We start from the raw sequence: 23,589 nt of genomic DNA, 5'->3' as shown, positions 1-23,589 counted from the left end.
CGCTCCTCCAGTGGGAGCGGGTCTAGTGGGAGGGGCGGACGCGAGGGCGCTGGGCGGGGTCGATGGAGTCGGCCAGGCGGTGCAGGCGCAGCGCCAGCGTCTGGCGGAAGGGCGCCCGCGTGGGCGCCACCGCGACCAGGCGCTCGGCCTCGGCGACGCGGTCGCGATGGACGGCTTGGGCGTGCAGGTGGGCGAGTTGGTCGTTCATAACGTCTCCGATCTCTTTCTACTGGTAGGGGAGGAGGCGGGCGGGCCGTTCACCGCGAGCCGGCCCTCAGGATGGCGATGTCGCCGCTCAGCGTGCGGGCCCGGACCTCGAGCGTCTCGGCGCCGTCGTCGGGCGCGCCCGACTGCTCCAGCTCGGAGCTGACCCGGCCCGACAGTGACGAGACCTCCAGCCAGGCGGCCGTGCCCTTCGTGACCGAGACCGTGACATCGCCCGACGCGCTCCTGGCGTCGACCTGCCCTCTGGTCACGGATCGCACGACGAGGTCGCCCGACGCCGTGCGGCTGGTGACGTCGCCCTCGGCGCGGCCGATCACGGCGTCGCCCGAGGCGGTGGTGACGTCGGCGTGGCCACCGACGGAGCCGAGGCCCACCCTGCCCGATGTGGCGTCGATGGCCGCGTCGCCGGTGGTGACGTCACATCTGACGTCACCTGAGGCGGTCTTGACGCGGAGGGTGGCCGCGTGTGCCACGGTGACGTCACCGGAGGCGGAGGTGATGTCGACCTCGTGCAGCGGGCCCGTGGTGGTGACGTCGGCGGAGGCGGTCTCGGCGCGCAGGCTCGACCCCTCGGGCAGCGCGATGTCGATGTGGAGCGCGGACGCGCGCCTGAACCGCTGCCGGTCGGGGGCCCTGACGGTGATCACCCCGTCGGCGTGCTCGATCTGGACGGCCTGCGCGTACTCGTGGTCGTGCGGGCCCGCGGGTGCGGCCGGCCGTACCTCGACCGCGGTGTCCTGGCGGTCGGTGGCCGAGACCCGCAGCTCGCCCGCGGGGAAGTCGACGTGGACGGTGGGCGGGGCGGTGGTGGCGAAAACGGGCATGGCGCGGCTCCGTCTCTGTGAGAGGTGAAGAAGAGGTCAGCGGACCCAGCCGCTGATGCGGCGGCCGGCGCCAGGAGGGCCGGGGCGCTGCGGCGGCTGCGGGTCGGACACGGCGGCGGTCAGGGCCCTCACCAGCCAGGAGTTGACCGAGGCTCCCGAGGCGGCCGCCGCGTGCTCGATGCGGGCCTTCAGCGACTCGGGCAGCCGGAGCGTCATCCGGGCCGTGCCCTGGTCGGCCTCGCCGGGAGGCGTGGGCGGCGCGGGCGGGGCGGGCGGCGACGGAGGGAACGGCGGCTGAGCGTGCTCGCTGGACGGGCCGCCGTGCCAGTGCTCGGGCACGGTGACCACGAACTGGGGCTCTCTCCCGCGCATGCGCACGTCGACGACCCCTGGGTCGAGCGCTCTCGTCAGCTCGTCGGCGGCCTCGGAGAGCACCTCGATGAGCGTCAGCCTGACCGCCGAGTCGAGCACCGCGGTGAGCCGCTCGGCGGTGGCACGGGCCTCGGGCCCCGCGGCGTCGGCCGCGTCGCCGAACTCCCTGCTTAGATTCTCGATGAACGCCGTCAGATCCATGACGTCATCATGACATCAATCCGACGTCACCGCAATCGGCAGAGTGACGCCATCGGCGTCAAGGTAGTCGCGCCACGACCTCCTGGGCGTCCAGCCCAGGAGGCGGGCCGCCTTGTCGCAGGAGATGGCCGAGGCGTCCACGCGGGCGTACGGGCGCACCTCGACTGCGTCGCCGAAGGTCTGCTTGGCCAGTTCCCGCAGGTCACGCCCGCCGGCGTTGTCGGGCGAGGCGATGTAGAACACCTCGTGACCCTCCAGCGCCGACTCCACCGACAGCACGATGGCGTCGGCCAGGTCGTGGACGTCGATGTAGCTGCCCAGGCTGACGCCCGCCGCGGCGGCGTCCCTGACGACGGGCCCGAGGTTGCGCTCGTAGGTGCCCTCGTGCTGCACCCAGCTCGGGCGGATGGAGACGCACCGCAGGTCGCTCCTGCGGACGGCGGCGTCCATGAGCTGCTCGCCGAAGTGCTTGGCGATCGCCTCAGCCCTTGGTCGAACCGAGCGTGAGGCCCGAGACGAACTGCTTGTGCAGGAGCTGGAAGACGATCAGAGTCGGCAACGCCACCAGCAGCGACCCCGCCGCCAGCAGGTTGTAGTCGGTGAAGAACTGCCCGCGCAGGTTGTTCAGCGCCGACGTGACAGGCAGCTTGTCGCCCGACGACATCAGCACCAGCGCCCACAGGAAGTCGTTGTACATCCAGGTGAACTGCAGCGTCGACAACGCCGCCAGGGCCGGACGGCACAGCGGCAGCGTGAGCTGCCAGTAGCGCCGCCACACGCCTGCCCCGTCGACCATCGCCGCCTCGGAGATCTCCTCGGGGATCGTCCGCATGAAGTTGGCCAGCACGAACACGCAGAACCCGAACTGGAAGGCCACGTGGATGAGGATCAGCCCGAGATAGGAGTCGTACAGCGACAGCGAGTCCGACAGCCACCACGGCAGCGGGATCAGCGTGTACAGGGTGTAGAGCGGCGTGATCAGCACCTGGGGCGGCAGCAGGTTGCCCGCGGTGAAGACCACCAGCAGCACCCTGCGCCCCGGGATGCGCAGCCTCGCGATGGCGAAGGCGGTGAAGGAGGCCATCAGGAGGGTGAGGATCACGCCGGGCACCACGATGATCAGCGTGTTGAGGTAGTACTTCGGCAGGTCGGCCTGGCTCCAGGCCTGGCTGTAGTAGTCGAGCGTGAGCGTGCGTGGCAGCGAGAAGTACCCCAGCTCGGCCGTCTCCACGTACGGCCGGAGCGAGGCGTACACGGCCAGCAGCAGCGGCAGCAGCCACCCCAGCGCGACCAGCCCGAGAAAGACGTGCAGCACCAGCCGCAACGGCCGGAAGGGCCGCTTGATCTGTGACTGGCCGGGCTCCACCGCGGTGGGACGGGAGGCGGTCAGTGTCACCGGTGATCCTCCTTGAACAGCTGCGAGAGGTAGGTGACGATGAACCCCATCGAGATCACCAGCAGGATCACCGCGATCGCCGAGCCGAAGCCGATCCTGCTGGCCTCGCCCACGATGTTCTCGGTGACCAGCACCGACAGCAGCTCCAGGCCGTTGCGGCCCTTGTTGATCGCGTAGACGATGTCGAAGGCCCGCAGGGCCTCGATCACCGTGATCACGAACACGATGACGTTGATGGGCCGCAGGGTGGGGAAGACGACGCGGAAGAAGGTCTGCGCCTCGCTGGCTCCGTCGATCGCGGCGGCCTCCTTCAGCGCGGGGTCGACCGCCTTCAGCCCGGCCAGATAGATGATCATGACGTAGCCGACGTGCCGCCAGGCCGCCGCCACCATGACGACCCAGATGTTGATCGAGCTGTCGCCGAGCCAGTCGGTGGTCAAGCCGGTCACCGCGTTCAGCACGCCGTAGTCGGAGGAGTAGACGAGCTGGGCGATGAAGCCGACCACGGCCAGCGACAGCACCACCGGCAGGTAGAGCGCGCTCTGGTAGACCCGCGACAGCTTGAGCCGCCGGTCCAGCAGCACCGCGCAGAACAGGCCGAACGGCGTCGCGATCAGGCCGAGGAAGGCCAGCCACAGCACGTTGTTGCGGACCGCGGACCAGAACGGCGGGTACTCGCCGGCCAGGTCGCCGTAGTTGCGCGTGCCGATCCAGCGCAGCTCGGAGATGCCGTTCCAGTCGGTGCCCGACAACGCGACGGAGGCCAGCGTGGGCCCCCAGATGAGGGCCACGTTGACCAGGACGGCCGCCCCGAGCCCGAAGCCCAGGACGGCGAGGTCTCTGCGGGAGTAGCGTCGCGTGATCAACGGAAGATGTTGACTTTCTGCGCCTCGATGTCCTTGAGCAGTGGATCGATGTCGTCGGGTTTGCCGACGAAGCGCTGCAGCGCGGGGATCATCACGGTCGAGGCGAAGTCGGGCCTGGTGTCGCGGTCGAGGAACTGGGCGATGTGCGTCGCCTGCGAGACCAGTTCGGCGCCGCGTTTCTGCAGCGCGCTGTAGCCGCTGGTGTCGGCCTTGGAGCTGGCGGCCAGTGTGCCGGGGTCGAGCTTGGTGGCCGCGTTCTGCGACGAGGCCTGCGCGAAGTGCTTGAGCAGCGCCTTGGCGCCGTCCACGTTCTTGGCCTTGGCCGAGATCATGTAGCCGTCGATCGGCGCGTCGATGGAGTCGGTGCCGAACTGCGGGTTGATCTCGGGGAAGGTGAAGAAGTCGATGTCGTCGCGCTCGGACTCGGGGAACTGCTGCGCGACGAACATGCCGAGCAGGTACATGCCCGTCTTCTTCTGGGCCAGCGACTGCCCCGCCTCCTGCCAGGTACGGCCGAGCGCCGCGGGCTGGTGGAACTCCATCAACCCGCGCCAGGTGTCGAAGACCTGTTTCACCTTCGGGTCGGTCCACGACTCCTTGCCTGCCATGAGGGAGATGTGGAAGTCGTAGCCGTTGGTCCGCATGTTGAGGATGTCGAAGGTGCCCATCGCGGGCCAGCCGTCCTTGTCGGCGAAGGCGATGGGGATCAGCCCGTCGGCCTTCATCTTCCTGGCCAGCGCGGTGAACTCGTCAAGTGTCTTGGGCGGCTGGTAGCCCTTCTCCTCCCACAGGCTCTTGCGGTAGAAGACCGCCCATGGGTAGTAGGTGAACGGCACGAAGTACTGCTTGCCGTCCGAGCCGGTCGAGGCCGCCTTGAAGGCGGGGGTGTAATCGGCCGCGATGTCCTGCCACACGTCGGAGATGTCGGTGGCCAGCCCCTGCTCGGCGAAGAACTGCATCCGGTACCCGGCGAACCAGGTGAAGACGTCGTCAGGGCTGCCCTTGAGGTAGCGGTTGATGTTCTCCTGGAAGGTGTTGTGGTCCACCGTGTTGATCCGGACGTCGGCCTGGGTGAAGGCCTTGACCACGGTTTCCAGTGACTTCTTGGGAATCTCGTCGGAGGCGTTGGAGCCGATCGTGACCGTGCCGCGCGCGGCCGAGCCGCCGGCGCCGGGCGTGTTCTGATTACCGGGACTCCCGCAACCGGCGAGGATCGCGGGGACTCCGAAGGCGGCGGCACCGAGCAGCATGCTTCTACGGGTGATCGGCAGACGTTGGGTCATGGTGGGTTCCTCCTTGACCGACGCTCAAATTCCCCCGATATCGCTCACGTTTCCCCAGAAACAGCTCGAATGTCAACGAAGGTTTCCTAACAATTGACAGACGCTCTCGGCTATAGTTGAAATCAACTAGTTGGTATCAACTATAGGAGGGTTCGTGCGCAAGGTGTCCAACCCGCTCGCGCTGGCGGTGCTGGCGTTCCTGTTGATGGAGCCGATGCATCCGTACGAGCTGGGACGGCGGCTGCAGGAGACCGAGAAGGACCGCAGCTTCCGGTACAACAGGGGCTCGCTCTACATGGTCGTCAAGCAGCTGGCGAAGGCCGGGTTCATCGTCGAGCAGGGCAGTGTGCGCGACACCGAGCGGCCCGAGCGCACCCTCTACGCGCTCACCGACGAGGGCCGCGCCGAGCTCTACGACTGGCTGCGCGAGCTGGTCGCCACGCCGAAGGCGGAGTACCCGCACTTCGGGGCCGCGCTGTCGCTGCTGAGCGTCCTCGACCCCGCCGAGGCGGTCGAGCTGCTCGGGCGGCGCTCGGCCGCGCTGGCCGAGGAGGCCGGGCAGATCCGCGAGGCCGTGCGCGCCGCGGCGGAGGGCGGGGTCGCGTGGGTCTTCCTCGTCGACGACGAGTACCGGCTCGCGCTGCTGGAGGCCGAGCTGCGCTTCGTCTCCTCGCTCGTCGAGTCGCTCCAGCAAGCGGACTACGTCAAGACATGGCACACGATCTTCGGGAGTCAGCATGACGACGGTTAGAACAGCACTCGTGATCGGCGGCGGCATCGCGGGCCCGGTCACCGCGATGGCGCTGAGGCGCGCGGGCATCGAGGCGACGGTCTACGAGGCCTACGCGAGCAGCGCCGAGGGCATCGGCGGGACGCTCACGATCGCCCCGAACGGGCTCGACGCGCTGCGGGCCGTCGGCGCCGAGGCGGCGGTCAGGGCCGTCGGCCAGCCGGTGACGCGCACCGTGATCACCGACGGAAGGGGCCGGCGGATCGGCGAGCTGCCCGGCCTGCCCGACCTGCCGCCCAGCCAGGCGATGTGGCGCTCGGAGCTGTACCGCGCGGTGCACGACCAGGCCGTGGCGAGCGGCGTCCCCATCGAGCACGGCAGGCGCCTGGTCGGCGTCGAAGAAGGCCCCGGCGGCGTCACCGCGCGCTTCGCCGATGGCGGCAGTGCCACCGCCGACCTGCTCGTCGGCGCCGACGGCATCCGCTCCACGGTTCGCACCGTGATCGACCCCGGCGCTCCGGCCCCGCGCCACGTCCCGCTGCTGAACTTCGGCGGGCTGGCCGACGTCGCGGTGCCCGGCGCCGGGACCGACGCCGCCTGCTTCGTCTTCGGCGCGCGCGGCTTCTTCGGCTACTGGGTGCAGCCCGACGGCCGCACCGCCTGGTTCGCCAACCTCCCGCACCGGGAGCCGATGAGCGCGGCGCAGGCCCGCGCGAGCTCCGCCGAGGAATGGCTGCGCCGCCTGCGCGAGATCTACGCCGGCGACCTGCCCGGCGGCGACCTGCTGCGACACACCGCGGCCGAGCAGCTCGTGGTCCTCGGCTCGGTCGAGATCATGCCGAGCGTGCCGCACTGGCACCGCGGCAGGATGGTGCTGGTCGGCGACTCCGCGCACGCGCCGTCGCCCAGCTCGGGCCAGGGCGCCTCGCTGGCCGCGGAGAGCGCGGTCGAGCTCGCCCGCTGCCTGCGCGACGTGCCCGACCTGACCCGCGCCTTCGAGGCCTACGTGCGGCTGCGCCGTCCGCGGGTGGAGAAGGTGGCGGCCCGCGCCGCCAAGACCAACACCACCAAGACCATGGGGCCCGCGGCGATCTCCATGATGCGGCTCATGATGCCGCTGGCGATGCGGACCTTCCTCGCGCCGGAGCGCACCATCGGCCCCGAGCAGCGCCACCACATCGACTGGGACGCTCCCGTCGCCGCCTCGCTGAACGAGGGCTGAGCGGCGTGCGTCACTTCTCGTAGAGGGCGTCGATGTCGGCCGCGAAGTCGCGCATCACCAGGTTCCGCTTGACCTTGAGCGTCGGCGTCAGGTGGCCGCTCTCCTCGGTGAGGTCTTCGTCCAGGATCACGAACTTCTTGATCTGCTCGGCTCTCGACACGGTGCCGTTCGCCGTGTCGACCGCCGACTGGACCTCGGCCAGCACCCCGGCGTCGGCCTTCGCCTCCTTCGGCGACAGGCCGCGCTGGGCGAGGGCCTCGGGGTCGAGCGTGATCAGCGCGGCGGCGAAGGGCCGCCCGTCACCGACGATCATGGCCTGGGAGATCAGCGGGTGGGCCCGGATCGCGTCCTCCATGGGGGCCGGGGCGATGTTCTTGCCCGCCGCCGTCACCAGGATCTCCTTCTTGCGCCCGGTGATGCGCAGGTAGCCGTCGGAGTCGAGCTCGCCGACGTCGCCGGTGTGGTACCAGCCGTCGGCGTCGATCGCGGCGGCCGTGGCCTCGTCGTTGTTCCAGTAACCGTGGAAGACGTGGCGGCCCTTGGTGAGGATCTCGCCGTCGTCGGCGATGCGGACGCTCGCGCCGGGGATGGGCTTGCCGACGGTGCCGATCTTGTTGGCGCCCGGCAGGTTGACCGAGACGGGGGCGGTGGTCTCGGTCAGGCCGTAGCCCTCGAAGACCTCGATGCCGACGCCGGTGAAGAAGTGGCCGAGGCGCTCGCCGAGGGCGCCGCCGCCGGAGACCGCCGCCGACAGCCGCCCGCCGGTCGCCTGGCGCAGCTTGCCGTACACCAGCCTGTCGAACAGGGCGTGCCGCAGGCGCAGCCCGAGCGAGGCGCCGCCGGAGGCCTGGGCCCTGCTGTAGGCGATGGCGACGTCGGCGGCACGGGCGAAGATCTTGCCCTTGCCGCCCGAGGCGGCCTTCTGCTCGGCGCCGTTGTAGACCTTCTCGAACACGCGCGGCACGCCGAGCAGGAACGTCGGCTGGAAGGCGGCCAGGTCGGGCGCGACGTTCTTCATGTTGGGCGTGTGCGCCATGATCGTGCCGGTCTCGACGAGCACGATCTGGATCACCCTGGCGAAGACGTGCGCCAGCGGCAGGAACAGCAGCGCCGCCCTGCCCGGCACGTCGAACAGCTGCTCCAGCGGCCCTCTGGCGACGTTGATGGAGGTGAACAGCAGGTTGTCGTGGGTGAGCCGGCAGCCCTTCGGCCTGCCGGTGGTGCCGGAGGTGTAGATGATCGTCGCCAGGTCGTCACCCGACCTGCCGGTACGGCGGGCCTCGAGTGTCTCGTCGGAGACGTCGGGCCCGGTGAGCGCGGCGATCTCCTCGACCCGCCACAGGTGCTCGAGCGAGGGGTGCGCCTCCCGCACCGTCTCCTCGTGCGTGTCGAGCTCGACGAAGGCGGCCTTGGCGCCGCTGTCACTGAGGATCCAGGCGACCTGCTCGGCGGCGGAGGTCTCGTAGACCGGCACGCTGACCGCGCCCGCCGCCCAGATGGCGTAGTCGATGACGGTCCACTCGTAGCGCGTGCGCGACATGAGCGCGACCCTGTCGCCGGGCTCGATGCCCGCGGCGATGAGGCCCTTGGCCAGCGCCGCGACCTCGTCGCGGAACTCGCGGGCGGTGACGGCGGGCCAGCTGTCGCCGTCCTTCCTGCGCATCACGATCGCCCCTGGTTCCTGCTCGCCCCGCCGGAACACCGTGTCGGTGCAGCTGGCGGTATGCGGGACATCCACCAGGACGGGAACGCTGTACTCGCGCACGGATCACTCCTCCGGGTGCACGCTTCTGGGACGACCGAGGACGCTACAGGGTTAAGTTACGCGTGGGTAGCTTCGTCACAGAGGCGTTATCAAGGGCTTTCATCACGCTAGCAGTCGCCGGGCGCTACTCCGCTCATCCGATCTTCTAGGCTGCGGGCATGCGGGTGCATGTCGTGAGCGATGTCCACGGAAGCGTCGAGGCGCTGGCGCGCGCGGGCGACGGCGCGGACGCGCTGATCTGCCTGGGCGACCTGATCCTCTTCATCGACTACGACGACCACGCGCAGGGGATCTTCCCCGAGCTGTTCGGCGCCGAGCGGGCGGCGGCCTTCATCGCGCTGCGCACGGCCAAGCGGTTCGACGAGGCCAGGACCATGTCGGCGAAGCTCTGGGCGAGCCTCGAAGGCGACCCGCGCCAGCACATCGAGCGCATTGTCAGGCGGCAGTACGAGAGCCTGTTCGCCGCCATGCCGACGCCCGCCTACCTGACCTACGGCAACGTCGACCTGCCGAGGCTGTGGGGCGACTACCTCAGGCCCGGCCTCCACGTGCTCGACGGGCAGACGGTGGAGCTGGGCGGGTGGCGGTTCGGGTTCGTCGGCGGCGGGCTGCGCACGCCGTACCGCACGCCCTACGAGATCAGCGACGAGGAGTTCGCGGCCAAGGTGGAGGCGGTCGGCGAGGTGGACGTGCTGTGCTGCCACATCCCGCCGGCCGTGCCCGAGCTGCTCTACGACGTGGTGGCCAGGCGCTACGAGCGCGGCAGTGAGGCGACGCTGGCCGCCATCAGGAGGACCCAGCCGCGCTACGCGCTGTTCGGCCACGTCCACCAGCCGCTCTACGCCCGCACGAGGATCGGCAGGACCGAGTGCGTGAACGTCGGCCATTTCCGCGGAAAGGGCGTTCCTTACGTCCTTCGGTGGTAGCCCGACCGGTACCGTTGACGCATGGCTGATCGCACCACCTCGAGCATCACCGTCGACGCCGACCGCTCCCACGTGATGACGGTGATCGCCGACTTCGGCTCCTATCCCGAATGGGCTGGTCAGGTGAAGTCCGCGGAGGTCCTCACCAGCGCTCCCGACGGCCGCCCGCAGACCGTGCGCTTCGTGCTCGACGCGGGCGTCATCAGCGACACCTACACCCTCGGCTACGACTGGAACGACGACGAGAGCGTGAGCTGGCAGGTCGTCGAACCGGGCACGATGGTCCGCGAGCTGAAGGGGAGTTACACCCTCGGTGAGCGGGGCAGTGGCACCGAGGTGACCTATGAGCTGGCGGTCGATCTGAAGGTCCCGATGATCGGCATGATCAAGCGCAAGGCCGAGAAGGTGATCGTCGACACGGCGCTCAAGGGCCTCAAGAAGCGCGTCGAAGGCCGATGAGGATCCTGCTCTTCACCGGCAAGGGCGGCGTCGGCAAGACCACGGTGGCCGCCGCGACGGCGACGCTCGCCGCGCGGAAGGGCCTGAAGACGCTGGTCGTCTCCACCGACACCGCGCACTCCCTCGCCGACGCGCTCGGCGTCAGCGTCGACGACCGTCCTGTGGAGATCGAGCCCGGGCTCCACCTGCACCAGGTCGACACCCAGCGGTCCCTCGAACGCCACTGGGGAGAGCTCCAGGACTACGCCAGGGGCCTGTTCGCCGAGCTCGGCCTCGACGAGATCACCTCCGAGGAGATCACCGTCCTGCCCGGCGCCGAGGAGGTCATCGCGCTGCTGGAGCTGCGCGAGCAGGCGCGCTCGGGGTGCTGGGACGTGATCGTCGTCGACTGCGCGCCCACCGCCGAGACGCTGCGCCTGCTGGCGCTGCCCGAGGCGCTCGACTGGCACGTCTCCCGCCTGCTGCCGGTCGGCCGCAGGCTGATGAAGATCGTCTCCCCGTTCGTGCGGAGCGTCGCCCACGTCAGCACCCCCGGCGAGGAGGTCATGAGCGCGGGCGAGCGCTTCCACCGCGGCCTCATGGAGGTGCGCGAGCTGCTCACCGGCGACTCCGCCTCCGTCCGCCTCGTGCTGACGCCGGAGTCGGTGGTGCTCGCCGAGGCCAGGCGCACCCTCACCTCGCTCAACCTGTACGGCTACCGCGTCGACGCGGTGATCGCCAACCGCGTCTTCCCCTCCGAGGGCGCCGACGACTGGCGGGCCCAGTGGGTCGAGTCGCAGGGCAGGCTGCTGGCCGAGGCCCAGGAGTCGTTCACGCCGCTGCCCGTCCACGTCGTGCCGTACCTTCCCGGCGAGCCCGTCGGCGTCGACGCGCTCGCCGAGGTGGGCGCGCGGATCTACGGCGAGAGCGACCCGTTCGCCGGCCCCTCGGTCGAGGCGCCGCTGGTCTTCGACGGGCACGAGCTCTCCCTGGCCCTCCCCGGGGCCGACAAGGACGACGTCGATCTGGCCCGCAAGGGCGACGAGCTGATCGTGACGGCCGGGCCGTACCGCAGGATCCTGGCCTTGCCCGCGGCCCTGGCGCGCAGGAAGATCAGTGGTGCCGTGCTCCGCGACGGCCGCCTGCGGGTACGGTTCGTGGCAGGAGGGCGAGATGACTGAGAGCAACGAAAGAGACCCGATCGGCACCGTCGCCGAGGAGGCGCGCAAGCTGTTCGACACGCTGCAGGGCAGGGCGACCCGGCAGGTCGGCAGGACGGTGTTCAACTCGTTCACCGGCGGCGGTGGCCGTCAGGAGAGAGACGTGTGGGGCGAGGCCGTCGCCGAGCACCCCGAGGGCGAGTACATCTGCCGCGCCTGTCCCGTCTGCAGGGCGATCGCCGCGCAGAAGGAGTCGGGCGCCGACGTGACCGGGCACCTGATGGCCGCGGGCGGCGAGCTGTTCGCCGCCTTCCGCCAGGCACTGGACGCGCTGAGCCGTCCGAGCTCCCCCCGAGCCCCCCGCGAGGAGCGGCGCGAGGACGTGGAGCACATCGACCTGGGCTGAGGGGCCCGGAAGGAAAGGTTGGGACGGACATGCTGACGATCGGTGTGGACATCGGCGGGACCAAGGTCGCCGCCGGTGTGGTGGACGAGAACGGCGCCATTCTCGAGAACGCCCTGCGGCCCACCCCCGCCGACCGGCCCGACCTGGTCGCCGAGACGGTCGCGGATGTCGTCAAGGAACTGGCGCGGGGCAAGGAGATCGAGGCCGTCGGCGTCGGCGCCGCCGGCTTCGTCGACGAGACCCGCTCCATCGTCCGTTTCGCGCCCAACCTCGCCTGGCGCGAGGAGCCGCTGCAGAAGAAGATCACCGAGCTGATCGGCCTGCCCGTCGTGGTGGAGAACGACGCCAATGCCATGGCGTGGGCCGAGGCCCGCTTCGGCGCGGGCAGGGGCGAGAGCCACCTCGTCTGCGTCACCGTCGGCACCGGCATCGGCGGCGGCATCGTCATCGACGGCCACCTCTATCGCGGCCGCTGGGGCATGGGCGCCGAGCTCGGCCACATGCAGGTCGTGCCGGAGGGCCGGCTGTGCGGCTGCGGCAACCTCGGCTGCTGGGAGCAGTACGCCAGCGGCAACGCGCTGGTCCGCGAGACCAGGGAGATCGTCGCCAACCAGCCCGAGCGTGCCGCCACCCTGCTCGGCCTGGCTGGCGGCACCATCGAGGGCGAGGAGGTCACCGAGGCCGCCAGACAGGGCGACGAGGCCGCGCTGGCCGCCTTCGCCGCCATGGCCGACTGGCTGGCGCAGGGCCTGGCCGACCTGGCCGCCATCCTCGACCCCGGCCGCTTCATCGTGGGCGGCGGCGTGTCCAGGGCGGCCGACCTGTTCATCGACAGGACCCGCGAGACGTTCGGGCGCGTGCTGACCGGCAGGGGACACCGGCCCGTCGCCGAGATCAGGCTGGCCGAGCTCGGCGCGTCCGCCGGGCTCGTGGGCGCTGCGGATCTGGCCAGAAGACGTTAAATTCGCGGGGTGACCCTCACGGTCGGCACCTACAACATCCGCGGCATGAAGGACGACGTCGCCGCGCTCACCAGGGTGATCAGGGCCATGCGGGCCGATGTCGTGTGCGTGCAGGAGGCGCCGCGCTTCGTCGGCTGGCGGCGCAGCAGGATGCGGCTGGCCGAGTCGGCGGGGCTGCGGGTCGCCGCCGGCCTCAGGCTCGGCGGCGTGGCCGTTCTCATCGCTCCCGGCGTACGGCTGCTGCACACCGAGAGCAGATTGCTGAAGATCTTCCTAGGTTTGGAGATCAGGGCCGTCGCCATCGCCGTCGTCGAGGTCGAAGGGGCGCGCTTCGCCGTCGGATCGATCCACCTCGATCTCGACGAGGCGGCCCGGCTGCACCACGCCACCGAGGCCGTCACCATGATCGAGCAGGTCGCGGCCAGGTTCGGCGCGGCGATCGTGCTCGCGGGCGACATCAACGAGCAGGACGACAGGACCACCTGGCGCTACCTCGCGGGCCGCCTGAGCGACTGTTATCCGAGGGCGCCCAAAGGTAATGGGATGACCTTCACCGCCAGGAGCCCCGGCAAGCGCATCGACGCGATCTTCGCCGCTCAGGGGCTGCGGGTGGCCTGGTGCGGCGGTGTCGAGGCCGATCCCGCCGACCTTGTGGCGGCCACCGACCACCTGCCGGTGGTGGCCGGGCTAGTTCGGGGGTAGGCCACGGGGATGCGCCGGCGGGCCGTACCATTTGGTCATGACCCGTCGCCTTCGGCGGCGTGCGCTGTCCCTGTGCGTGGCAACCATCGTCTCCGGCCTGCCCGTCGTGGACGTCGCGCACGCCGAGCCAGCCCGTCCGCCGATCGAGGCGTGGCAGCGCTCCACCAGCGTGCGCCTCAGCGCCGACAGCTCGCTGACCGACGTCGACGCCGTCTCGGCCGACGAGGTCTGGGCCGTGGGCCAGCAGCAGATCTGGGACGTGTGGGAGAACCGCGGCGCCGTCGGCCGCTGGAACGGCACCGCCTGGACCGAGGTGCCGATCCGCGACGTCTCAGGGGCCGGGCCGCTGCGCAGCGTGTCGGCCGTCTCCGCGTCACAGGTGTGGGCGCTCGGCGACGGCCACGACGGCCTGCCGTACCTGGGCAGGGGCGACGCGAGCGGGCTCGACAGGGTCAGGGTGCCGGGCATGCGGGCGGGCGACTGGTTCGGCGGCCTCGAGGCGCGCACGGACAAGGTCGTCGCGGCCGGCAGCCGCGACGGCAAGGGCCTGATCCTCACCGGGCAGAACGGCAAGTGGACCTTCCAGCAGACCGAGGAGAAGGGCGCGCTCTACGCCGTCGCGGGCCCCTTCGCGGTCGGCGACACCGGCAAGGCGCCGCTGGTCATGCGCCAGGTCGACGGCAAGTGGACGGCGATGGCGCTGCCGCCCATCCCGGGCGGCTACCTGCGCGACATCCATGTCGACGGCAAGCGGGCGATGGCCGTGGGCGGCGTCTACGGCCGCCCCGGCGTGGTCGAGCCGCTGGTGCTGACCTGGAACGGCAAGCGGTGGCACCGCGCCGAGCTGCCCAGGTCGCGCGCCAGGCTCTACGGCGTGACGGGCGACGGCAAGGGCCGCTTCTGGGTCTCGGGCTACGACCCCGACCACGAGTCGGAGGCCTACCTGCTGCGCTACGAGAAGAAGCGCTGGGAGATCATCAGAGGCGGGCCCGACGACGCCAGGGGCAGCGTGCGGCTGCAGGCGGTGACCTACCTGCCGGGCGCGGGCGGGGTGTGGGCGGTCGGCCACGTCGTGGACGCGAACGACCGCTACACCGACGTCGTCGAGGCCTTCGCGCGGTCGTCGGCTAAATGACCGCGCCGTCGTCCCAGCCCGAGTCGTTGGGCGGGCCGTCGCCCATGCGCACCACCAGCGCCACGAAGCCGCCGATGAAGGCCGCCACCGCGGTGAACAGCGCCCAGCCCTGCATGTCCCAGCCGCTCATGGCCGCCACGAGCAGGTAGGCGGGGCCGCCGAACAACGCCACCCACGCCAGCTTGGTGGCCAGATCGACCTTGGGCAGCGGGGGAGGAGGCTCGGGCACGTAGTGGCCCTCGTCGTCCTCCTCCTGCTCGGGCTCGGGCTCGTCGTCCTCGAACTCGGAGGCCTTGACCACCCTGCGGGTCGGCTCCGGCTCGGGGTCGTCGGACGAGAGGTTCTCGCTGTCGGGCCACGGCTGGTCGGCCGAGTCCGGCTGGTTGTAGGACGCGACGATCTGACGCCAGACCTCGTCCTCGTCACTCTGTGGCGTCACGTCACATCCTTCACGAAGATCGCACTTCCCCCCTGGGAGCGATCAGTCCCTCTGCAAGGGTACCGAGGCGTGTGTCCTGATGAAGTCCAGGCTCCCGGCAAAGATCCTGTCGGCATCGTTGTCGAGAGTCGCAACATGGTAGCTATCGGGGAGCTCCTCGACCGTCACTCCGGCGACCCGCTCGCGCAGGATCGCCACGCTTGTCGGCTTGACCACGTGATCCTCCGGGCTGTGGAACACCAGGACCGGCGAGACGAGCGAGTCGAGGTCTGCCTGCACCTTCGACCACAGCCACGGCAGCGTCGCCGCCGCCTTGACAGGGGTCCGCGTGTAGGCCAGTTCGACCGCTCCCGGCTTCTTGATGTCGTTGGCCACTCCGGGGACCGACGAGACGAACCATTTCAGCACCGGCGCCAGCCGCAGCAGCGGCACGTCGTTGGCGATCGAGGGGTTGACCACGATCACGCCCTTGACGCCCGCTCCGTGCACCTCGGCCAGCCGTAAGGCCATGCAGCCGCCCAGCGAGAGCCCGGCCACGAACACCTCGGCGCACCGGCCGCGAAGGTCCTCGAAGGCCTTCTCCAGCTCGGCGTACCAGTCCTCCCAGCGGGTCCTGCTCATCTCCTGCCAGGTGGTGCCGTGCCCGGGCAGCCGGGGCAGTGACACGCTGAGCCCGTGCGCGGCGAGATACTCCCCCCACGGACGCAGCGACTGCGGCGTGCCGGTGAAGCCGTGGCAGAGCAGCACGCCGACCTGTCCGGCCTCGTGACGGTACGGCTCAGCGCCTGGCATGACCGGCATAACCGCTCCTTGTTGGGAAATCATCCCCGATTTGCCCGATCGTCGCATGATATGGGGGAGTTGCGCGAGTGGTGGTGTAGGAGCTTCGCCGCTGAGATGCGAAGATGATGACGACCGATTCGAGGGAGGGGTGGCCAGGTGTTCTATTGGGTGGTCAAGGCCATCTTGTCGCCGTTCCTGCACTTGGTCTTCAGGCCGTGGGCCGAGGGCCTCGACAACGTGCCGCGTCATGGCCCGGTCATCCTGGCGGGCAACCATCTGTCCTTCGCCGACCACTTCTTCGGCGCGCTCCACCTGCCGCGCAAGGTGATCTCCCTCGGCAAGTCCGACTACTTCACCGGGCGCGGGCTCAAGGGCTTGTTCACCAGGCTGTTCTTCAGCGGGGTGGGCACCGTCCCGATCGACCGCTCGGGCGGCAAGGCCAGCGAGGCCGCGCTGCGCACCGGCAAGCGCATCCTGGCCGAGGGCAACGTGCTCGGCATCTACCCCGAGGGCACCCGCTCGCCCGACGGACGCCTCTACAAGGGCAAGACCGGCGTGGCCAGGCTGGCCCTGGAGTCGCGGGCCCCGGTCATCCCCTGGGCGATGGTCAACACCTTCGAGATGATGCCCCCCGGACGGCCGCTGCCCAAGTTCGGCATCAGGCCTGGCGTGCGGTTCGGCAAGCCGCTCGACTTCTCCCGCTACTACGGGATGGAAGACGACCGCCTCGTCCTCAGGGCGGTCACCGACGAGATCATGTACGCGCTGATGGAGCTGTCCGGCCAGGAGTACGTCGACAAGTACGCCGCCAGCGCCAGGGTCGAGATGGAGCGCGCCAGGCGCGAGTCGGTCGGCTGACCGTCCCGCTCACGCCGCGATCGCCGCGCGCACCCTCCTGATGTGCGCGGGCGTCGTACGGCAGCAGCCGCCGATGAGCGCGGCGCCCATGTCCTGCCAGCGCTTGGCGGCCGCGCCGTACTCCTCGGGGTCGGCCACCCCGCGCCAGCGCTGCGCGTCGGCGTCCCACGTCTCTCCCGAGTTGGGATAGACGACGACGGTGAACCCGGTCAGCTCGTTGATCAGCCCGGGGATGTAGGAGGGCGAGGTGCAGTTGACGCCCACCGCGATCACCTGCGGGCTGTCGGCGAGCACGGACACGGCCTGCCTGATGGGCGTGCCGTCGTTGAGGTGCTTCGTGTCGCGGCAGGAGAAGGCGACCCATGCCTTCACGTCGGGCGTCTCCTTCAGCAGGCGGCTGATCGCCCTGGCCTCCGCGAAGGAGGGGATGGTCTCACACGCCAGCAGGTCGGCGCCGGCCGCGGCGAGGATCTCCCAGCGGGGACGGTGCCAGGCCAGCAGGCCGTCCTCGTCGAGGTCGTAGTCGCCGGTGTACTCCGCGCCGTTGGCCAGGTAGGCGCCGTAGGGCCCGACGCTGGCGGCGACCAGGCCGCCACCGGCCTCGTCCCTGGCCTGGGCGGCCAGTTCGACGGAGAGGGCGATGAGGCGGGCGGCTTCCTGCTCGGTCATGCCCCGGCGGACGAAGGCGGGCAGGGAGGCCTGATAGCTGGCGGTGGTGGCCACTTGCGCACCGGCGGCGAAGTAGTCGGCGTGGACCTGACGGATGAGGTCGGGATCTTCGAGCAGCAGACGGGCCGACCAGAGCTCGTCGCGCAGATCGGCGCCGAGGGCTTCGAGGTGGGTGGCTAGGCCGCCATCCAGGACAAGTGTGGTCACCCTGCCACTTTATTCGGTCTCTTTGGTGGCTTCTGCGGCTTGGTGTCTGGCTTGTGACTGGTGGGGATGGTGCGACTGAGCTGGCATCGAGAGCCCGCCGTGAACCCCACGGGCTTGGCCAAACCTTCCCAAAGCGCCCCCTTATCCTCCTCCCCGGCAAACCCCCTCCCTTCCAACCCCTCGCCTCGGATTCCCGTCTCAACCCCCGGCTTCAGGTCCGGCCTTCGGGTCCGGCCTCGATCCCCGGTCTCGGCCCCACGGGGTCTCGGCCCCGATCTGGGGTCCGGCCTCGGCCCCCCGGCCTCGGCCCCCGGGCTTCTGCCCCAAAGAGTCGCCGCCTCGCAAACTCCGGCCCTCGGGAACCTCACCTCCGCTAACCCATCCCGCAACCTGCCGCCGCGCCAGCTCGCGAGGTCCCAAGGCGCCCCGGTGATTCCCTCGGTGGTTCAGGTGGTGGCGTTGCGGAAGAGGGTTGCCGTGGTGCGGAGGCGGTCGCGGAAGGCCTCGGGCTCGATGACGTCGAACGGTGCGCCGAGCGCGGCCAGGATCAGAATCGGCCAGTCGAAGTCGTCGACGTGCATCACCAGGCGGCAGGTTCCCTCGTCGAGCGCTTCCACCAGCCCACCCATCTGCGCGACCACCTGTTCGACCTGGCCCAGGGGAGCGTGGACGTGCACCACCACGGCATGCCGTACAGGCGGGGAGCCGAGCCTGGAGACCACGAAGGCGGCCGCGTCGCCGCCGGGCAGGTCGCGTGGACGGAAGCGGACGCCCGTGGCGGCGGGGGCGGTGAGGCGGTCCACGCGGAAGGTGCGCCAGTCGGCGCGGCCGACGTCCCAGGCGACCAGATACCAGCGGCGGCGCAGCGCCACCAGCCGGTACGGCTCGGCCAGCCGCTCGCTCGCCTCGCCCGAGGCGCTGGTGTAGGTGAACGCGAGCCGTTCGTCGTCGCGGCAGGCCTGGGCCAGGGTGGTCAGCACGGCGGCGTCCACCGTCGGTCCCTCCACCGCCGGGCGCAGCGTGTACGACCTGAGCGCCTCCACCCTGCGCCGCAGCCGTGGCGGCATGACCTGGACGACCTTGGCGAGCGCGTGCACCGACGTCTCCTCGATGCCGTCGATGCCCGCCGCGGTGCCGAGTCCGACCGCGATGGCCACGGCCTCCTCGTCGTCGAGCAGGAGGGGCGGCATCGCCGTACCGGATCTGAGCTGGTAGCCGCCGGAGACGCCGCGGGCCGCGTCCACCGGGTAGCCGAGCTCGCGCAGGCGGTCGATGTCGCGACGCAGGGTGCGCTCGCTCACTTCGAGGCGGGCCGCGAGCGCGCCGCCCGGCCAGTGGCGGTGCGTCTGCAGCAGGGAGAGCAGCCGCAGCATCCTGGCGCTGGTGTTGGCCATCGCTTTCTTTCTCCATCGTATTCCGGCCGGGAAGTGGCCGGAATCGAGCCTAGCGTGGGAACCATGAGCATCTTGGTGACCGGGGCCACCGGTTTCGTGGGCAGGAACGTCGTGCGGCAGCTCGTCGAGCGTGGAGAGGGCGTGCGCGCGCTCACCAGGAACCCGGGCACGGCCTCGCTGCCGGCTGAGGTCGAGGTGGTGCGGGGCGACCTGGCCGAGCCAGCTTCTCTGGCTTCCGCGCTGAAGGGGGTCGAGCGGATGTACCTGTTCCCCGTCGACGAAGCCGCCGAGGAGGTCGTGGCGCTGGCCAAGGCGGCGGGGGTGCGGCGGATCGTCGACCTGTCCGCCGCGTCGGTGACCGTGGGACTGCACGTCAATCCGGTGGAGGCGGTCGTCGAGGCGGCGGGCCTGGAGTGGACGCACGTGCGACCGTGCGGCTTCATGGCGAACATGCTGCAGATCTGGGCGCCCATGGTCCGGGAGGCGAGGGAGGTGCGTTATCCCTTCGCGGACGAGCCGATGAACCTCATCCACGAGGCCGACATCGCGGCGGTCGCCGTCGCAGCGCTGCTCGAGGACGGCCACGACGGGGCCGCCTACACCTTGACGGGGCCCGCGCCGGTCACCGTACGGGAGCAGGTGGCGGCCATCGGCGCGGCGCTGGGGGAGCCGGTGCGGTACACGGAGGTGACGCGCGAGGAGGCACGTTCGATCTTGAAGGCGCAGGGCGGGTTCGCGGCCGAGAGCGCGGACCTGATGCTGGGGTTTGTTGATTATGGCGGCGCGGCGGCGAGCGGTGCGGACGGGTACGCCGACCAGGACTGGTCGGCGCTGCTGAAGCCGTGGCCGGACGGGGAGCGCGTACTCGGCCGGCCGGCGCGCTCGTATGCGGAGTGGGCCCGAGACCACGTGGCGGACTTCCGGTAGAGCCTTCCGGGCGGCTTACTGAGGGACTGGGGCTCATTGGGTCCTCCTCCTGCCCGGCCCCGCCCGGCCCGCTGAACCCGCCCAGGACCCAGGTCCTCCCGCGTGCCGATCTCACGTAGCGCCATCCCGTTACTCCAGCCCGCCTTTCTCACCGCCCATCAGCCAGTCCTTTGGCTCGCCGCATTCTCACGACGCCGACGTTCTTCGGCTGGCAACGTCTCCGAGCAGGCCGCCGGAGGTCTTTTGGGGCGGCGCGCTCACCCACGCGTCGCCCCGCCGCTCTCATCAGCCGCGTTTCCAGAAGGGGCGGCGCTCGCCCGTTTCCGGGGAGCCGCCCGTGAGCCGGGTCAGGACCTCGACCGCGCGGGCCCACAGCGCGTCGGCGTCGGCGCCGGGACGCTCGGCCGCCTCCAGCTCGCCCGCCAACGCGGACAGCTCGTCATGCCCGCCCAGGTAGGACGCGAGCGCCGCAAGCCGGCTACCGAGATCGGCCAGATACGCCAGACGGTCAGTCGCGACCGTCTTCAGCCGCTCAAGCTCGGCGACCAGCTGCGGCAGCACCAGGTCGAGCTGGTGCCGGACGGGCGCCTGGGGCGGCACCGCCTTGCCGAAGCCCAGCTTGGGCATCCCCGCCGGCCGGAGGCGCGGCGCGGGACCCGCCGCACGGACAGGTCGTCCGGAGCCGGAGTCGTCGAAGCCGGAGACCTCGGCAGCGAAGCCTCCCGGCATCGGCGCGGCCGCCGCCATGGTCGTGAACATCATCCCGGAGGGGGCGGCGGGCATGGCGGGCAGCTCCCAGCCACTCGGCGGCTCGACCGGCTGGATCACCCGATGCTCGGGCGCGCCGTCAGTGACCTGGCGGGTGTCGACGGCGACGTATGCGGTGAAGCGGCACAGCACGCCATAGGTGGTCGAGGTCTCCACGATCCTGGACTCGAGGTCGTGCTCTCCCATCGCGTAGCGATCCTCCAGGTCACGAAGGTGGGCGCGGGCCCAGATCGCGCGGAGGGCGGGGTTGCTGACGACGGTGCCGGGGACGGTCTGCTCCCATGGGCTACCCCCGGCGAGGCCGCGAATGGTGATCGCCTCCTCGTGGCGGGCGGCCCCCTGATCGGAGGCATGGGACGTGTCGCGGTCGATGATCCCGCCGGTGACAGGGCCGGCACCCCGAGCGGTGCTCTGGCCGGTGAAGCCGTTGCGGTAGCGGCCGGACACCGTCAGCGGGACGCCCGGGAAGATCGAGCCCAGGTGCGTGACGGTGTCGGGCTCCAGGTCGAGGCCCTTCAGCGACAGGTCCGTCACCAGGGGCGCGCCGATGCGGCGGTGGATCTGTTCCATGGCGGCGTCGAGACGGTCTTCCGACTCCACCAGCTCGCACCGCCCCGCGCCGAGCCCGGCCAGCCTGCCGAGGAAGCCCGCGTTGACCGCCCTGTCGATGCCGACCACGTGGACGCGCATGGCCGACAGCGCGCCACCGGCCTGTTCGAGGATCTGGTCCTCGTTGCCGACCTGGCCGTCGGTGACCAGCACCACGACCCGATCCCTCGCACTCCCTGCCGCAGCCGCCTCGGGTCGTTCCTCGACGGACGGAACGGCGGTGAGCAGCGAGATGGCCTGGTGGAGAGGGGCGAGCAGTTCGGTGCCGCCACGGGCGTCGACGCGGGAGAGGTGCTCGACGGCGCGGTAGCGGTTGCGGTCGGAGGCCGGACGCAGCCCGTCGAAGGCCTGCTCCACCACCGAGTCGAAGGTCAACACCGCGAACCTGTCACCGGAGGTCAGGGTGTCGACGATGCGGGCGGCGGCTCTACGCGCGGCGACCATCTTCCAGCCCGTCATGCTGCCCGAGCGGTCGAGCAGCAGCACGACATCGCGCGGCACGCGGGCCTCCTCGAGGGCGGGCGGTACCACGGTCAGCTGGAAGGTGCCCTCGCCGTCGAGCAGCAGCGCCGTCGACGCCTCGAAGGACAGCCGCAGGATGAAGTCGCGGTCGAGGCGCTCGCCGGGACGCAGCTCGACCGTCGTGCCCTCACGCTCGACGACGTGCAGGCTGGAGGCCATCTCTCGCAGTTCGAGCCCTGCGGGGTCGACGTCGGCGCGGAGCGACAGCCGTACCGGATGCGGGAAGCCGGGCAGGAGCACCGGCGGGGTGATGCGGGAGGCGTCAGGCACCGCGCCGGTGTCGGGGGCGACGCCCCCGCCGGCGGGGGCGCCGTCGAGGGGCGCGCCGGGGATGTAGCGCGGCGCGACGACCAGTGGGAAGCGGAAGGTCGCCGCGCCGTCCTCGTACGGCAGGGGCTGGCTCAGCGTGAGCCGCACGGTGACGCGCTCGCCCGGCAGGATGTTGCCGACGGTGATCGTGAAGACGTCGGGCCTGTCCTCCTCGGCCAGCGCCGCCCTCCTGCCCTCGCTCAGCGCCCTGTCGTAGTCGGCCCTGGCCTGGCCGCGCTCCTTCAGCACACCCTCGATCACCCGGCCGTCGGCCTCCATGGTGAACGCGGTCACCGCCGCCCTGTCGGGCAGCGGGAAGACATAGGTCGCCTCGAGCGCGACATCGAACGGGTTGCGGAAGCCCTGCGTCACCTCCACCCCTGCGATCAGCCCCGAGATGCGCGCGGCGACGTCGACGCTCTCCAGCGGGAGGTTGCCGCGCTCGGTCCGCAGCGCCCCCATGCCCGCGTCGGGCTCCGGCCGGCATTGGGCGGGGTCCAGCGAAATGATCTTCATGTCGCGCTCCCTTCGTGGAGGCGGCGCTCTTCGAGCACCGCGAGCAGCGGTCCGGCGGCGGCGAGGACTGCCTCGAGATCGTCTTCCGTGGGGGTACGGCCGGCGCCGTCGATGAGCAACGTGACGCCCTGGGCCAGCCGTACCCCGTGCAGCGGCCACGACGGCGACTCGGCGCGCCTGGCCCAGAACCTCGGCCTGGCCCCCTCACCCGGCCACACGACATCAGGCCCGGCACTGCCGCCAGCCTCGACATCCCCAGCTTCACGCCCGGGCACCGTGGTTCCGACTCCTTGCAGACCCTCGGCCCTCATGGCCCCGGCGGTCGCGCCAGCCTCGGGAGAGCAGCCGTGGGCGGTTGTCTCTGGGGCGCGAGTCGGGGGGGCCGCCGTAGGTGGGAGCGCGCTGCCGAGGACTGCGAACTGTAGGACCGAGTTGTCGGAGGAGTGGGCGGTGACGACTTCCGAGGCCAAGGCGTCAGGGGCGCTGAGGGTAACTGGGTGTGGCGTCGAGGTCTCTGGAGTGTCGGCGGCGGCGGGGTGTGGCGTTGAGATGTCTGCAGTGTCGGCGGCGGCCGGGTGTGGGATGGACGGGTCTGTTGCGCCTGGCGTGGCGGTAGGCGGATGGGTGGTGTGCACGTGGGCCGCGTTGGCGAGCATGGTGTCGGTGGCGCCGGCAAGGGCGATCTGGATCTCCGCGATGGAGGAACCCTCCGCCTGCATCCGCTTGATCGCCAGCAGTTGCAGCAGATGCCGGCGCCCGTAGAGCGCCACCCTGCCGCGTCTGGTCAGTGGCGGGTCGAGGAGGCCGATCGTGGCGTACCACCTGATCAGACGCTCACTCGGCACCTCGCGAACCCGCCCGTTGACCTGCTGCCCCGAGGCGCGGAGCAGGCCTGCCGCGCGCTCGGCCAGCTCGCCGATCGTCCAGGTCTCGCTCATGCTGTAATGATGACAGTGTCATTATTGCAGTGTCAAG

Annotated in this window: 25 protein-coding genes; 11 read left to right on the top strand and 14 right to left on the bottom strand. The window is 70.7% G+C overall.

Annotation, left to right across the window (positions count from 1 at the left end; translation table 11 throughout):
• Positions 1-22: 22 nt before the first annotated feature.
• The 7 genes from H4W81_RS21615 to H4W81_RS21585 are packed head-to-tail and all read right to left on the bottom strand — an operon-like array spanning position 23 to position 5,167.
• Positions 23-208: a hypothetical protein gene (locus tag H4W81_RS21615; protein WP_192776480.1), complete on the bottom strand. Its 186-nt coding sequence runs from the start codon at positions 206-208 to the stop codon at positions 23-25.
• A 49-nt stretch (positions 209-257) separates the two neighbouring features.
• Positions 258-1,049 (bottom strand): DUF4097 family beta strand repeat-containing protein, encoded by a 792-nt coding sequence (locus tag H4W81_RS21610; RefSeq protein ID WP_192776479.1) that lies wholly within the window; start codon positions 1,047-1,049, stop codon positions 258-260.
• A gap of 36 nt (positions 1,050-1,085) precedes the next feature.
• The gene (locus tag H4W81_RS21605; RefSeq protein WP_192776478.1) at positions 1,086-1,622 is read right to left on the bottom strand and encodes a toxin-antitoxin system HicB family antitoxin; all 537 of its coding nucleotides are present in this window, start codon (positions 1,620-1,622) and stop codon (positions 1,086-1,088) included.
• Between the two features lie 15 nt (positions 1,623-1,637).
• On the bottom strand, positions 1,638-2,072 hold the full coding sequence (locus H4W81_RS21600) for an NAD-dependent epimerase/dehydratase family protein (protein WP_192776477.1): 435 nt from the start codon (positions 2,070-2,072) through the stop codon (positions 1,638-1,640).
• Positions 2,073-2,103: 31 nt separating this feature from the next.
• Positions 2,104-3,018: a carbohydrate ABC transporter permease gene (locus H4W81_RS21595; protein ID WP_192776476.1), complete on the bottom strand. Its 915-nt coding sequence runs from the start codon at positions 3,016-3,018 to the stop codon at positions 2,104-2,106.
• Complete coding sequence (locus H4W81_RS21590; protein ID WP_192776475.1) at positions 3,015-3,884, bottom strand: carbohydrate ABC transporter permease; 870 nt, start codon at positions 3,882-3,884, stop codon at positions 3,015-3,017. Before H4W81_RS21590 ends, H4W81_RS21595 begins: the two co-directional genes overlap by 4 nt.
• Complete coding sequence (locus H4W81_RS21585) at positions 3,881-5,167, bottom strand: ABC transporter substrate-binding protein (RefSeq protein ID WP_192776474.1); 1,287 nt, start codon at positions 5,165-5,167, stop codon at positions 3,881-3,883. The genes H4W81_RS21590 and H4W81_RS21585 overlap by 4 nt, the downstream gene beginning before the upstream one ends.
• A 154-nt stretch (positions 5,168-5,321) precedes the next feature.
• Between H4W81_RS21585 and H4W81_RS21580 the strand changes: the two genes are divergently transcribed.
• A complete protein-coding gene (locus tag H4W81_RS21580) occupies positions 5,322-5,918 on the top strand; it encodes a PadR family transcriptional regulator (protein ID WP_318781866.1) in 597 nt (198 codons plus the stop codon).
• Positions 5,905-7,119 (top strand): FAD-dependent oxidoreductase, encoded by a 1,215-nt coding sequence (locus H4W81_RS21575; RefSeq protein ID WP_192776473.1) that lies wholly within the window; start codon positions 5,905-5,907, stop codon positions 7,117-7,119. The genes H4W81_RS21580 and H4W81_RS21575 overlap by 14 nt, the downstream gene beginning before the upstream one ends.
• 10 nt (positions 7,120-7,129) lie before the next feature.
• Here the strand turns inward: H4W81_RS21575 and H4W81_RS21570 are convergent, their stop codons facing one another.
• A complete protein-coding gene (locus tag H4W81_RS21570; RefSeq protein WP_192776472.1) occupies positions 7,130-8,884 on the bottom strand; it encodes an AMP-dependent synthetase/ligase in 1,755 nt (584 codons plus the stop codon).
• A gap of 158 nt (positions 8,885-9,042) precedes the next feature.
• On the opposite strand from H4W81_RS21570, the gene H4W81_RS21565 reads away from it, so the two are divergent.
• From H4W81_RS21565 to H4W81_RS21535, 7 genes are read left to right on the top strand one after another with little or no spacing between them, the layout of a single operon-like run.
• A complete protein-coding gene (locus H4W81_RS21565) occupies positions 9,043-9,810 on the top strand; it encodes a metallophosphoesterase family protein (protein WP_192776471.1) in 768 nt (255 codons plus the stop codon).
• 21 nt (positions 9,811-9,831) lie between these two features.
• On the top strand, positions 9,832-10,269 hold the full coding sequence (locus H4W81_RS21560) for an SRPBCC family protein (protein WP_192776470.1): 438 nt from the start codon (positions 9,832-9,834) through the stop codon (positions 10,267-10,269).
• Entirely contained in the window at positions 10,266-11,429 is a 1,164-nt protein-coding gene (locus H4W81_RS21555; RefSeq protein ID WP_192776469.1) for an ArsA family ATPase, read from the top strand. The genes H4W81_RS21560 and H4W81_RS21555 overlap by 4 nt, the downstream gene beginning before the upstream one ends.
• Positions 11,422-11,814 carry a DUF5304 family protein gene (locus H4W81_RS21550; protein WP_192776468.1) on the top strand — a complete coding sequence of 131 codons (393 nt, stop codon included), beginning with the start codon at positions 11,422-11,424 and terminating at the stop codon, positions 11,812-11,814. Before H4W81_RS21555 ends, H4W81_RS21550 begins: the two co-directional genes overlap by 8 nt.
• A 29-nt stretch (positions 11,815-11,843) precedes the next feature.
• Positions 11,844-12,776 carry an ROK family glucokinase gene (locus H4W81_RS21545; protein ID WP_192776467.1) on the top strand — a complete coding sequence of 311 codons (933 nt, stop codon included), beginning with the start codon at positions 11,844-11,846 and terminating at the stop codon, positions 12,774-12,776.
• A gap of 9 nt (positions 12,777-12,785) precedes the next feature.
• Positions 12,786-13,478, top strand: a complete 693-nt coding sequence (locus H4W81_RS21540) for an endonuclease/exonuclease/phosphatase family protein (protein ID WP_192776466.1) — start codon at positions 12,786-12,788, stop codon at positions 13,476-13,478.
• 37 nt (positions 13,479-13,515) lie between these two features.
• On the top strand, positions 13,516-14,613 hold the full coding sequence (locus H4W81_RS21535; RefSeq protein WP_192776465.1) for a hypothetical protein: 1,098 nt from the start codon (positions 13,516-13,518) through the stop codon (positions 14,611-14,613).
• Here the strand turns inward: H4W81_RS21535 and H4W81_RS21530 are convergent.
• Together H4W81_RS21530 and H4W81_RS21525 are read right to left on the bottom strand one after the other, a co-directional pair.
• Entirely contained in the window at positions 14,606-15,052 is a 447-nt protein-coding gene (locus H4W81_RS21530; protein ID WP_192776464.1) for a hypothetical protein, read from the bottom strand. The genes H4W81_RS21535 and H4W81_RS21530 overlap by 8 nt on opposite strands.
• A gap of 42 nt (positions 15,053-15,094) precedes the next feature.
• On the bottom strand, positions 15,095-15,853 hold the full coding sequence (locus tag H4W81_RS21525) for an alpha/beta hydrolase (protein ID WP_192776463.1): 759 nt from the start codon (positions 15,851-15,853) through the stop codon (positions 15,095-15,097).
• 138 nt (positions 15,854-15,991) lie between these two features.
• Between H4W81_RS21525 and H4W81_RS21520 the strand changes: the two genes are divergently transcribed.
• Entirely contained in the window at positions 15,992-16,693 is a 702-nt protein-coding gene (locus H4W81_RS21520) for a lysophospholipid acyltransferase family protein (protein ID WP_192776462.1), read from the top strand.
• A 9-nt stretch (positions 16,694-16,702) separates the two neighbouring features.
• On the opposite strand, the gene mmuM is transcribed toward H4W81_RS21520, so the two are convergent.
• Both mmuM and H4W81_RS21510 read right to left on the bottom strand, forming a co-directional pair.
• Positions 16,703-17,569, bottom strand: coding sequence for a homocysteine S-methyltransferase (gene mmuM, locus H4W81_RS21515; RefSeq protein WP_192776461.1), 867 nt, complete (start codon positions 17,567-17,569; stop codon positions 16,703-16,705).
• Positions 17,570-18,015: 446 nt separating this feature from the next.
• Complete coding sequence (locus tag H4W81_RS21510) at positions 18,016-18,963, bottom strand: helix-turn-helix transcriptional regulator (RefSeq protein WP_225958730.1); 948 nt, start codon at positions 18,961-18,963, stop codon at positions 18,016-18,018.
• A 63-nt stretch (positions 18,964-19,026) separates the two neighbouring features.
• Between H4W81_RS21510 and H4W81_RS21505 the strand changes: the two genes are divergently transcribed.
• Positions 19,027-19,890, top strand: a complete 864-nt coding sequence (locus tag H4W81_RS21505) for an SDR family oxidoreductase (RefSeq protein WP_192776460.1) — start codon at positions 19,027-19,029, stop codon at positions 19,888-19,890.
• A 285-nt stretch (positions 19,891-20,175) separates the two neighbouring features.
• Here H4W81_RS21505 and H4W81_RS21500 read toward each other — a convergent pair whose 3' ends face one another.
• Positions 20,176-22,614: a VIT domain-containing protein gene (locus H4W81_RS21500; RefSeq protein WP_192776459.1), complete on the bottom strand. Its 2,439-nt coding sequence runs from the start codon at positions 22,612-22,614 to the stop codon at positions 20,176-20,178.
• The gene (locus tag H4W81_RS47430) at positions 22,611-23,552 is read right to left on the bottom strand and encodes a helix-turn-helix domain-containing protein (RefSeq protein ID WP_225958729.1); all 942 of its coding nucleotides are present in this window, start codon (positions 23,550-23,552) and stop codon (positions 22,611-22,613) included. The genes H4W81_RS21500 and H4W81_RS47430 overlap by 4 nt, the downstream gene beginning before the upstream one ends.
• Positions 23,553-23,589 lie beyond the last annotated feature (37 nt).

This window comes from Nonomuraea africana (assembly GCF_014873535.1).
Taxonomy (GTDB): domain Bacteria; phylum Actinomycetota; class Actinomycetes; order Streptosporangiales; family Streptosporangiaceae; genus Nonomuraea; species Nonomuraea africana.
The sequence above is the reverse complement of the archived record's forward strand: the minus strand, read 5'-3'. Positions and strand labels throughout refer to the sequence as shown.